Here is a 10,477-nt window from a genome sequence, read left to right on the forward strand (position 1 = left end):
GGTCCGGGCGCCGCGCGCTCGGTCTCGGATGCTTCGGGCGCGGTGCGCTTGGGTGCTTCGTCGGCGGGCGCTGCGAGCGCGAGTCCGGACGCCGTGCGCTCGGACTCGGACGCCTTGCCGGCGGGTTCGGGCTCCGGAGTGTCGTCCGCGGGCGCGGGTGCGCCGAGAGCCGCGTCCGCGCGGTCGGGCCAAGGCCGGCCGGAGGGCCCCGGGTTCGGCCCGGCGCTGCACGTGCGGGGCACCCTGCTGCCCTCCGGCGAGCGCCGCGACCTGTGGCTGGTCGGCGACCGGGTGACCTTCAGCCCGGTGTCGGGCGCGATCACGGTCGCCGACGAGGGCTTCATCCTGCCGGGCCTGGTCGACGCCCACTGCCACCTCGGGATCCAGTCGGGCGGCCGCCCCTCGGCCGACGTCGACGGCGCACGGTCGCTGGCGATCGTCGACCGGGAGGCCGGCGTGCTGGCGATCCGCGACGCGGGCTCGCCGATCCCGTACCCGTCGCTGGACGACGACCCTGACGTGCCCCGGCTGGCGCGGGCGGGGCGGCACGTGGCGCCCCCGAAGCGGTACCTGCGCGACATCGGCGTCGAGGTCGGCGAGGCCGACCTGCCAGGCGAGGTGACCCGCCAGGCCGGCCTCGGCAACGGCTGGGTCAAGCTCGTCGGCGACTGGATCGACCGCGGCGTGGGCGACCTGGCCCCCGCCTGGGATGTCGCCGCGATGGCCGGCGCGGTCGCGTCCGCGCACGCCACCGGCGCCCGGGTGGCCGTCCACGTCTTCGCCGAGGAATCGGTCGCCGCCCTGGTCCGCGCGGGCGTGGACTCCGTGGAGCACGGCACCGGCCTGTCCGAGGCCGACATCGAGGAGATGTCGCGCCGCGGCACCGCCCTCGTCCCCACGATGATTAACGTTGCGACGTTCGGCGGCATCGCGGCGCAGGCCGAGGAGAAGTTCCCGGCGTACGCCCGCCACATGCTCGCCCTCCGCGACCGCTTCCCGTCGGTGGTCCGCGCCGCCCACGAGGCCGGCGTCCCCATCTACGTGGGCAGCGACGCCGGCGGTGGCATCAACCACGGCCTGGCCGCCGAGGAGATGCTCCTGCTCCACCGCGAGGCCGGCCTGTCCCCGGAGGTGGTCCTGCGCGCCGGCTCGTGGGGCGCTCGCGAGTGGCTCGGCTTCCCGGGCCTGGTCGAGGGCGGCCTGGCGGACCTGGTCGTGTACGCCGAGGACCCCCGCAAGGACCTCACCACGCTCCTGCGGCCGCGCCGCATCGTCCTGCGCGGCCGCGTCATCCGCTGACCCTTCGCCCGCGCGTGCGGCTCGCCCTCGTCCGGTCCGGCTCGCGGGATGCATCGCCGCGCCCGCGCCCGTGCGCGCGACCTGTCGGCGCGGGGCAGTGGGGGAGTGGTGCGGGCCGATACAATCACAGGCGTGCCGCTGCGTCCCGGAAGACCGGTCCTGCACCGGCATTTCACTCACGACACGTTGGTCTGGGCGCCGCTCACCCGGGTCGTGGCCGATGACGACCAGGGCACCCGGCTGTGGCTGGCGACCGGCAGCCCACTCATCCGGCAGGTGACCGAGGACGGTCAGGGGCCGCGCGACATGCCCTTCGGGGAGTGGATCGCGACGCCGAAGAAGATCATTCATGACGTGTACCGCGGGCCGAGCACGCTGAAGTTTCATCCGCGCGGGGCGGCGTACTCCGTGTGGTGGCTCTTCGACCCGGCCGGTGGCTTCCGGGCGTGGTACGTGAACCTGGAGGAGTCCGGGGTCGCGTGGGACGACGGCGGGGTGGCCGGGGTCGACCTCACCGATCAGGACCTGGACATCTGGGTCTGGCCCGACCGGAGCTGGGACTGGAAGGACGAGGACGAGCTCGAGGAGCGCCTGGCGTTCCCCGACGCCTACTGGGTGAGCGACCCGGAGGCGGTCTGGGCGCAAGGGCGCGCGGTCCTGCCGGCCATCGAGGCGGGCACCTGGCCCTTCGACGGCACCTGGACCGACTTCCGGCCGCCCGGCGACTGGGCCGTCCCGGAGCCGGTTACCGAGGGCTGGGACCGCCCCCGTGTGCGCTGACGAGGGATGCCGACCCGACCGCGCGTGAGAGTGCCGCATGCCCGGACGCCCGTGGCATGCCGGTTGCAGGTTCGAGTGGTCGTCTCCCGCTGCCTCAGGGCCGGGACGGAGCTAGGGAGCGCGGTTGAGCGTCGTCTTCACGCCCGGGGAAGTGGTCATGCACCGCAACGTGCGCCGCGGGCGGATCGGGTGGGTGCGGCCGGCCCGCGTCGTCTCCGATGACGAGCGCGGGCTGCTGGTCTGGATCGCCCGCGGCACGCACGTGGTCAACGAGGTGTCCGGCGACGGCCGCGGGATGCGGTCGATGCCGTTCGCGGAGTACGTCACGCTCGGCACCGGGCTGCGGCACGGCGCCTGGAACGGGCCCGGGGTGCTCAAGCTGCACCGGCCGGGCGACCTCGCGCACTCCGTGTGGTGGTTCCGCAACGACGACGGCGAGTTCACCGGGTGGTACGTCAACCTCGAACGGCCGGCGGTGCGCTGGCGCGACCCGGGCGGCGCGGCCGGGATCGACGTGACCGACGAGGACCTCGACATCCTCGTCGCGCCCGATCGCAGCTGGCAGTGGAAGGACGAGGAGGAGTTCCTCGAGCGGCTGGCCATCCCGGAGCACTACTGGGTCGCGGACGAGGCGGCGGTGCGCGAGGAGGGCCTGCGCGTCGTCAAGGAGATCGAGGCGGGCGCGTTCCCGTTTGACGGCACGTGGACGGACTTCACGCCGCCCGCCGGCTGGGACGTTCCGGGCCTCACGCCCGGATGGGACAGGCCGCCGGCGCGCTGAGGCGGAATTCGGGGAGGTTCAGGGGTCGTTTTTGCGCACGGTAGCGGGTCTGGCACAATGGTTGGCTGGTATCCGGTGTGCGTCCGAGCCCTCTAACCCGGCGTCGCGCCAGTCCACTAGAGCAGCCGACGGCACCATCCCCACGGTGTCCGGGCGGTCGCTCGGCTTCCAACAGATCCAGGAGCGAGCAACCAGTGGCCGTCAAGATCCGGCTCCTGCGGATGGGCAAGATCCGCAACCCGCAGTACCGCATCGTCATCGCCGACTCGCGCACCAAGCGCGATGGCCGGGCGATCGAGTTCGTCGGGCTGTACCACCCGAAGGAGGAGCCCTCGCGTATCGAGGTCAACTCCGACCGCGTCCAGCACTGGCTCTCCGTCGGCGCGCAGCCGAGCGAGGCCGTGCAGGCCATCCTCTCCAAGACCGGCGACTGGCAGAAGTTCAAGGGCCTGCCCGCCCCGGCCGAGCCGCTGAAGGTGGCTGCGGCGGCGCCCGACCGTCGCGCGACGTACGAGGCCGAGGCGCAGGCCGCCGCCGGTCTGGCCGACGCGCCGAAGGCCAAGAAGGCCGCCGAACCGAAGAAGAAGGCCGAGGCTCCGGCCGCCGAGGCGGAGGAGCAGTCCGGTGCCGGCGCCGGCGCGGAGGCCTGACGTGCTACGCCCGGCGCTTGAGCACCTGGTCAAGGGCATCGTCGACAATCCCGACGACGTCCGCGTGCGTATGGTCGACTCCCGCCGCGGTCAGCGGCTGGAGATCCGGGTCAACCCGGACGACCTCGGCACGGTGATCGGGCGCGGTGGCCGCACGGCCAAGGCGCTGCGGCAGGTCATCACGTCGATCGGCGGCCGCGGCGTGCGCGTCGAGATCGTCGACGCGTACTGACAGCATGCTGCTTGTCGTCGGCCAGATCTTCCGCGCGCACGGGGTCCGCGGCGAAGTCGTCGTGGACGTGCGCACGGACGCGCCGGCAGAGCGTTTCGCCGTCGGGTCGGTCCTCGTGACCGACTCGACGGCGGTGCGGCATCTGCAGACCGTCCCCGCGGGCGCATGGCGTCCTCCACCCACGCTCACCGTTGAATCGGTACGCCCACACCAGGGCCGCCTCCTGGTGGTCTTCGAGGGCATCTACGACCGCAACCTCGCCGAGGACATGCGCGGCGTACTCCTGTGCGTCGACAGCGCCACCATCCCGGCCAGCGATGACCCCGACGAGTTCAACGACCACGAGCTGGTCGGGCTCGACGTGGTCGACGCCGCGGGGGAACGGGTGGGCGAGCTGCTGCGCATCGACCACGCGCCCGCGCACGACCTGCTGGTGGTCCGCCTGACCGACGGGCGCATCGGCCTCGTGCCGTTCGTGCGTGAGATCGTGCCCGAGGTCGACGTGCCCGGGCGCCGCATCGTCATCACCCCGCCGGAAGGCCTGTTCGACCTATGAGGCCCGCCGGAAGGCCTGTTCGACCCTTGAGGCCCGCCGGAAGGCTCGCCCGGCCGGCAAAGGCTCCAGGAAGGCCCGCATGAGGGTCGACGTCGTCACCATCTTTCCCGAGTACCTCGCGCCGCTGGAGCTCTCGCTCATCGGCAAGGCCCGCGCGAACGGCACGCTGCAACTGGGCGTGCACGACCTGCGCAAGTGGACGTTCGACGTGCACCGGACCGTCGACGACACGCCGTACGGCGGCGGCCCCGGCATGGTCATGCGCCCGGAACCGTGGGGCCTCGCCCTGGACGAGCTGGCCGGCCCGGACACGCACCTGATCGTGCCCAGCCCGGCCGGTGCCCCGTTCACCCAGGCGACCGCGCGTGCCCTGGCGGCCGACGAGCACCTGCTGTTCGCCTGTGGCCGGTACGAGGGCATCGACCAGCGGGTGTTCGACCACGCCGCCGCGCGGATGCGGGTGAGCGAGGTCTCCCTGGGCGACTACGTGCTCTTCGGCGGCGAGGTCGCGGTCCTCGTGGTCCTGGAGGCGGTCACGCGGCTGCTCCCGGGCGTGCTGGGCAACGCGGACTCGCTCGTGGACGAGTCGCACGCCGACGGGCTCCTCGAGGCGCCCATGTACACCAAGCCGCCCAGCTGGCGCGGCCTCGACGTGCCCGAGATCCTGCGCTCGGGCGACCACGGCCGGATCGCCCGGTGGCGGCGCGAGCAGGCCCTGGAGCGCACCGCCGAGCGCCGCCCGGACCTCATCGCGGCGCTGGAGGAACGGTCCCGTGGTACCGATTAAGGGGCCTGATTTCAGGTTCGGCGCGTCGATGTGGCAAAGTAGTGAGGTTGCCGCGGGCGGTTCCGCCGGGCACCCATGATCAGCAGACCCTCGCGCGCCGCGGAAGTCGGGCGTGCCTTGAGTGACGAGGAACAGTCGCGATGAACACGCTGGACGCGCTGGACGCACAGTCGCAGCGGACCGATATCCCGGGCTTCCGTGCTGGCGACACCATCAAGGTGCACGCCCGGGTCGTTGAGGGCAACCGGTCCCGGGTCCAGGTCTTCCAGGGCGTCGTGATCCGTCGCCAGGGCGCCGGCCTGCGGGAGACCTTCTCGGTTCGTAAGGTGAGCTTCGGCGTCGGCGTCGAGCGCACCTACCCGGTCAACAGCCCGGCCGTCGACCGGATCGAGGTCGTGACCCGCGGTGACGTGCGCCGCGCCAAGCTCTACTACCTGCGCGATCTCCGTGGCAAGAAGGCCAAGATCAAGGAGAAGCGCGAGACCAAGGTCAGCAGCTGACCGTACGGTCCTCGAGAGCGTCGACAGGGAGGAGCGCGCGATGCGTTTCCTCCCTGTGTCGCGTCCGGGATCGGGTTATTCGGTCAAGTGGAGCCGGGCTCCCCAAAGTGGTCCAGTCCATCTAGGCTGACGCCGATGGCAAGCGACCCCTACGGCCGCGATGGTTACGACGATCGCGCCGACGACGTACACCCACGCAACCGCCCCGTCGGCCCGGCGGGCGACGAGCGTGGGCAGCAGCATCCCTTCGGCGGCGTCAGCTACCCGGGGCACGACTACTGGGCCGCGACCGGCCGCCCGGACAATGCCGAGGTGCAGCGCACGTACGACGGCGGGTGGTCGCGTGACCGCGACAACTCCCGCGGCCATCAGGACGTCACCCCGGGGCGCGACGTCGTGCCCGGGCGCCGTGGCGTCGAGCGCCAGGATCCCGACCGCCGCGGCCGCGAGGGGCGCGACGACCGGGGCGACTGGAACCGGCCCAGCCGGGCCTGGGACGACCCCTACGGCTCGCGCCGTGGCCGCTGGGAGGACGAGCCGCCGCTGGTGCGCGACCGCGCGTTCGACGACGAGGGCGGCAACGACCGGCCCGGGTACGGTGACCGCCGGGACCGCGGTGAGCGGTACGAACGCAGCTATGACCGGGGCGAGCGCTCCCTCGGGTCGGGCTCCGGCGCCCGCGCCCGCGCGCGCGGCAACGACGACGATTCGGTGTCGTCGTGGCGCAGCAAGGTCCGCCGCAAGCGCAAGAACATGCCGTTGTGGCAGGAGCTGCCGCTGCTGCTGGTCGTCGCCTTCTGCCTGGCCGTGCTCATCCGCACCTTCCTGGTGCAGGCGTTCTTCATCCCGTCGGGCTCGATGGAGGAGACCCTCCTCGTCGGCGACCGGGTGCTGGTCAACAAGGTCCTCTACGACGTGCGGGAGCCCGAGCGCGGCGAGGTCGTGGTCTTCACCGGGCCCGACGCGTGGGCGCCGGAGAACCAGGTCGACAAGGACGCCGGGTTCTTCGCGGAGCTCGGCCGTACCGTCGGGGATCTTGTGGGCTTCTCCCAACCCGGCGAGAAGGACTTCATCAAGCGGGTCATCGGCCTGCCGGGCGACACCGTGGCCTGCTGTGACGTCGACGGCCGGGTCACGGTCAACGGCTATCCGCTCGATGAGTCCTCGTACCTCTACGAGGACTCGCCGCTGGACGCCGCGCCCAACCCGAAGCAGTGCACCGCGCGCCGTTTCGGCCCGATCAAGGTCCAGCCGGGCCAGATGTGGGTGATGGGTGACCACCGCGGCGTCTCCCAGGATTCGCGCTGCCAGGGTCAGGTGCCGATCAGCAACGTGATCGGGCGCGCCTTCGTGATCCTGTGGCCGAGCAGTCGCTGGGGCTGGCTACCGGTGCCCGATACGTTCCAGAACGTCCCGAAACCGGCGGCTCTGGGGCCCCCGGGGCCGATCGTCCATCCCACTCCGAACGCCCCGTTGGTCCCGGACATCGTGCTTGTCCCGATAGCGGTCTCCCTGACGCTTTCGGCCCGTTCGGCGCGTCAGGAGCGGTTGAGACGTCGCCGTTGGTGACGAACACGTACCCTTCAGGACGTGATTGACGAGCAGACCAAGAAGCCCAACACCTTCTGGCGTGAATTGCCGGTTTTGCTGGGCGTGGCGATCATCGTCGCCGTCGTGGTGCGGGCCTTCGTACTCCAGACCTTCTACATCCCGTCGGAGTCGATGGAGAACACGCTGCTGATCCACGACCGGGTCCTCGTCAACAAGCTGGTGTACGACTTCCGCTCCCCCCACCGCGGCGAGGTCATCGTCTTCAAGGCGCCGGAATCGTGGCGCAACGACCCGTCCGAAGAGGACTTCATCAAGCGGGTCATCGCGGTCGGCGGCGACCACGTGGTGTGCTGCGACGACAAGCAGCGGATCACGGTCAACGGCACGCCGCTGGACGAGACGTACATCTATGCCAACCCGGACGGGCTGCAGGACCTGCCGAGCGAGGAGCAGTTCGACGTCACGGTGCCCAAGGGTCGCCTGTGGGTGATGGGTGACCACCGGTCGCGGTCCGGCGACTCGCGGTACAACTTCATTCGCACGAAGGACTCGAACCAGGCCACGATCGACGAGGACAACGTCATCGGCCGCGCCTTCGTGGTCTTCTGGCCCTTCTCGCGCGCGAAGTGGCTCAGCGTGCCGGACACCTTCGAGAAGGTGCCGGATCCCGCGACGAGGTGAGGACGCCGTAGGCTCGTCGTATGACGGAGGCGGCGGCAGGGATAGACCGCAGGGCGGCCCGAATACTGCTGCTCGACCCGTCCGGGCGCGTGCTGCTGCTGCGCGGATGCGACCCGGCCCGCCCCGAGCACCGCTACTGGTTCACCGTCGGGGGCGGCCTGGAGCCGGGCGAGACGCTCGCCGCCGCGGCCGTGCGCGAGGTCTACGAGGAGACCGGGCTGCGCATCACCCCGGGCGACCTCGCGGGCCCCGTGCGCACCGACCGCGTCGAGTTCCCGTTCGACGGCCGGTGGTACAGCCAGGAGCAGTCGTTCTTCGTGGTGCGCGCGGAGGCGTTCGCGGTCGACCTGTCCCGCCTCGTCGACTACGAGGCGCGGTCCGTCGACGAGGCCCGCTGGTGGTCCGTCGGCGACCTGGACGCGACGGGGGAGCGGTTCTACCCGGCCGACCTCGCCGCCCTGCTGCGGGAGGTGGGCTGAGCATGCTCGCGCCCCCGCGCACCGTCGTGCACCGCGCAGCAGGCCTGTGGGCCCTGGAGCGGGCCCTGCAGCGGCGGGGCTTCAGCCGGGTCGCCGGCGCCGACGAGGCGGGCCGCGGGGCCTGTGCGGGGCCCCTCGTGGTGGCCGCCGTCATCCTGCCGCCCGGGCGCCGCGGCGAGATCGACGAACTCAACGACTCCAAGCTGCTGAGCGCGGCCGCGCGGGAGCGCATCTACGAGCAGGTGGTGCGCCGCGCGGAGGCGTGGAACGCGGTGGTCATCCCGCCCGGCGACATCGACCGCCGCGGCCTGCACGTGTGCAACCTCGCCGGCATGCGCCGCGCCCTCGCGGGCCTGTCGGTGCGGCCGGAGTATGCGCTGACCGACGGCTTCAAGGTCGACGGCCTCGGCATCCCCGGCCTGGCCGTGTGGAAGGGCGATCAGGTCGCCGCGTGCGTCGCAGCGGCCAGCGTGGTGGCGAAGGTCACCCGGGATCGGATCATGGAGCGACTGCACGAGTCGTACCCCGAGTACGGCTTCGACGAGCACAAAGGCTATGCGACTCCGGACCACGGCGCGGCCCTCGTGGCGCACGGCCCTTGCCCCGAGCACCGTTTCTCGTACGCGAACGTCGCGGCGGTGGGGCGGCCGAGCCAAAGGCGCGGTAACGTCGGCGTGGCGCCCGGCGAGGCCGCACGGGTTCCGGCGCAAGTGGGCGACAATGTGGCTATGGAAGGCGGACCGCGATGAGCGCCGAAGATCTCGAGAAGTACGAAACCGAGATGGAGCTGCAGCTCTACCGGGAGTACCGGGACATCGTCCGCCAGTTCTCCTACGTGGTGGAGACCGAGCGCCGCTTCTACCTGGCCAACCAGGTCGATCTGCACGTGCGCAACTCGGACGGCGAGGTCTACTTCGAGGTCGAGATGCACGACGCCTGGGTCTGGGACATGTACCGGCCCGCCCGGTTCGTGAAGAACGTCCGGGTGATGACGTTCAAGGACGTCAACGTCGAGGAGCTCGAGAAGCCCGACATCTCGCTGCCCGACAACGGCTTCGGCGGCTGACCCGGCCGAGCATGATCGCGGGCCCGGCCGAGAAATTTCCGGTCAGCGCCGGGTCCGCGTCGGCCGGCCGAGGCGGGTGTACAGGTACCAGGCGCCGCCCACGACAAGCGCCCCGACGAGCAGGTACCCAATGAGCCCGAAAACCAGCTTGACCAGCCCCCAGGCGACCATCCCGACCACGATCAGGCCGATGATGACCAAGGCCGCCTTCAATGCGTTCATGTCGGTTCCCTCCCGTTGTGTCCGGTGCTTATAGCACAAATCGCGGCTCTTCGCGGGTTATCCACAAGCACCCAGTTATCCACAGAATAGCCATGATCGCGTTTGCCGGGTTCGCCGGTTTGGGTCACGCTCCCCGGCATGTTGAAGACCCTCGCTCGCCGTTTGCTCAAGCTCGCCGCCTCCGCCCTTGCCGCCGCCAGCGCCGCCGTGGCCGCGTTCGGCGCCGCCTTCGCCTCGCCCCCGGCGCCGGCTGACCCGCCCACGCCTCCGCCGCCGGCGGCCGCTCAGGAGGCGCCTGAGAGCCGTTACGAGGCCCCGCTGGACGGGCCGGTGACCGTGACCCGGCCGTTCGAGCCGCCGTCGGACCGGTACTCCTCCGGCCACCGCGGCGTCGACCTGGCCGGGGTGCCCGGTCAGCTCGTGCGCAGCGCCGGGGCCGGCACGGTGATCTTCGCCGGGATGGTCGGCGGGCGGCCGGTGGTGAGCGTCGAGCACGCGGGCGGGGTGCGCACCACCTACGAGCCGGTGACGGCCACGGTGGTGGCGGGGCAGGCGGTGTCGCCCGGGACGCCGCTGGGGTGGCTGAGACCGGGCCACCCCGGGTGCCCGGGGGGCGCGTGCCTGCACTGGGGTCTGAAGACCGAGAAGGGGGTGTACCTCGACCCGCTCGGCCTGCTGCGCCAGGTTCGCGTCCGGTTGTATCCCTCGACTTAGCTCGGTTCGGCCGGTTGCGGGTTCGGCGGCTGGGCTTTGCGCTCGCAGCGGGGCTTGCTCCGCGGCTGGGCTTCGCTCCCGCGGCCTAGGTGACTGGTGTTAAACGATGGCCGCCACTGGCGTGGCGGCCATCGTTTTGGATCTATTTCGGGTAGTTTGCTGGGATGGCGTTAGGCAGG

At 71.5% G+C, this 10,477-nt stretch carries 14 protein-coding genes and 1 pseudogene; 14 read left to right on the forward strand and 1 reads right to left on the reverse strand.

Annotation, left to right across the window (positions count from 1 at the left end):
* Positions 1 to 225: 225 nt before the first annotated feature.
* From AB0M46_RS49975 to AB0M46_RS50035, 13 genes and pseudogenes are all read left to right on the forward strand, one after another.
* Positions 226 to 1,299, forward strand: coding sequence for an amidohydrolase family protein (locus AB0M46_RS49975; protein ID WP_363348589.1), 1,074 nt, complete (start codon positions 226 to 228; stop codon positions 1,297 to 1,299).
* A gap of 132 nt (positions 1,300 to 1,431) precedes the next feature.
* A complete protein-coding gene (locus AB0M46_RS49980; protein ID WP_363348572.1) occupies positions 1,432 to 2,079 on the forward strand; it encodes a DUF402 domain-containing protein in 648 nt (215 codons plus the stop codon).
* 157 nt (positions 2,080 to 2,236) lie between these two features.
* On the forward strand, positions 2,237 to 2,860 hold the full coding sequence (locus AB0M46_RS49985; RefSeq protein ID WP_363348591.1) for a DUF402 domain-containing protein: 624 nt from the start codon (positions 2,237 to 2,239) through the stop codon (positions 2,858 to 2,860).
* A gap of 194 nt (positions 2,861 to 3,054) precedes the next feature.
* A complete protein-coding gene (gene rpsP / locus AB0M46_RS49990) occupies positions 3,055 to 3,510 on the forward strand; it encodes a 30S ribosomal protein S16 (protein ID WP_363348574.1) in 456 nt (151 codons plus the stop codon).
* The gene (locus AB0M46_RS49995; protein WP_363348576.1) at positions 3,485 to 3,742 is read left to right on the forward strand and encodes an RNA-binding protein; all 258 of its coding nucleotides are present in this window, start codon (positions 3,485 to 3,487) and stop codon (positions 3,740 to 3,742) included. Before rpsP ends, AB0M46_RS49995 begins: the two co-directional genes overlap by 26 nt.
* Positions 3,743 to 3,749: 7 nt before the next feature.
* Positions 3,750 to 4,298: a ribosome maturation factor RimM gene (gene rimM / locus AB0M46_RS50000; RefSeq protein WP_363348593.1), complete on the forward strand. Its 549-nt coding sequence runs from the start codon at positions 3,750 to 3,752 to the stop codon at positions 4,296 to 4,298.
* Between the two features lie 79 nt (positions 4,299 to 4,377).
* Positions 4,378 to 5,055: pseudogene (gene trmD, locus AB0M46_RS50005) on the forward strand (tRNA (guanosine(37)-N1)-methyltransferase TrmD); the annotation flags it as partial.
* Between the two features lie 170 nt (positions 5,056 to 5,225).
* Positions 5,226 to 5,585, forward strand: coding sequence for a 50S ribosomal protein L19 (gene rplS / locus AB0M46_RS50010; RefSeq protein WP_344618596.1), 360 nt, complete (start codon positions 5,226 to 5,228; stop codon positions 5,583 to 5,585).
* A 711-nt stretch (positions 5,586 to 6,296) separates the two neighbouring features.
* The gene (gene lepB, locus AB0M46_RS50015; protein WP_363348595.1) at positions 6,297 to 7,154 is read left to right on the forward strand and encodes a signal peptidase I; all 858 of its coding nucleotides are present in this window, start codon (positions 6,297 to 6,299) and stop codon (positions 7,152 to 7,154) included.
* Between the two features lie 21 nt (positions 7,155 to 7,175).
* Complete coding sequence (gene lepB, locus AB0M46_RS50020) at positions 7,176 to 7,817, forward strand: signal peptidase I (protein ID WP_363348579.1); 642 nt, start codon at positions 7,176 to 7,178, stop codon at positions 7,815 to 7,817.
* A 20-nt stretch (positions 7,818 to 7,837) separates the two neighbouring features.
* On the forward strand, positions 7,838 to 8,296 hold the full coding sequence (locus AB0M46_RS50025; RefSeq protein WP_363348581.1) for an NUDIX domain-containing protein: 459 nt from the start codon (positions 7,838 to 7,840) through the stop codon (positions 8,294 to 8,296).
* Positions 8,297 to 8,298: 2 nt separating this feature from the next.
* Entirely contained in the window at positions 8,299 to 9,045 is a 747-nt protein-coding gene (locus AB0M46_RS50030) for a ribonuclease HII (RefSeq protein WP_363348583.1), read from the forward strand.
* A complete protein-coding gene (locus AB0M46_RS50035; protein WP_033357832.1) occupies positions 9,042 to 9,362 on the forward strand; it encodes a DUF2469 domain-containing protein in 321 nt (106 codons plus the stop codon). The genes AB0M46_RS50030 and AB0M46_RS50035 overlap by 4 nt, the downstream gene beginning before the upstream one ends.
* A gap of 42 nt (positions 9,363 to 9,404) precedes the next feature.
* Here AB0M46_RS50035 and AB0M46_RS50040 read toward each other — a convergent pair whose 3' ends face one another.
* On the reverse strand, positions 9,405 to 9,584 hold the full coding sequence (locus AB0M46_RS50040) for a hypothetical protein (RefSeq protein WP_363348585.1): 180 nt from the start codon (positions 9,582 to 9,584) through the stop codon (positions 9,405 to 9,407).
* A gap of 138 nt (positions 9,585 to 9,722) precedes the next feature.
* Here AB0M46_RS50040 and AB0M46_RS50045 point away from each other — a divergent pair, with 138 nt between their 5' ends.
* The gene (locus tag AB0M46_RS50045) at positions 9,723 to 10,298 is read left to right on the forward strand and encodes a M23 family metallopeptidase (protein WP_363348587.1); all 576 of its coding nucleotides are present in this window, start codon (positions 9,723 to 9,725) and stop codon (positions 10,296 to 10,298) included.
* Positions 10,299 to 10,477 lie beyond the last annotated feature (179 nt).

The organism is Dactylosporangium sp. NPDC051485, assembly GCF_040682015.1.
Classification (GTDB): domain Bacteria; phylum Actinomycetota; class Actinomycetes; order Mycobacteriales; family Micromonosporaceae; genus Dactylosporangium.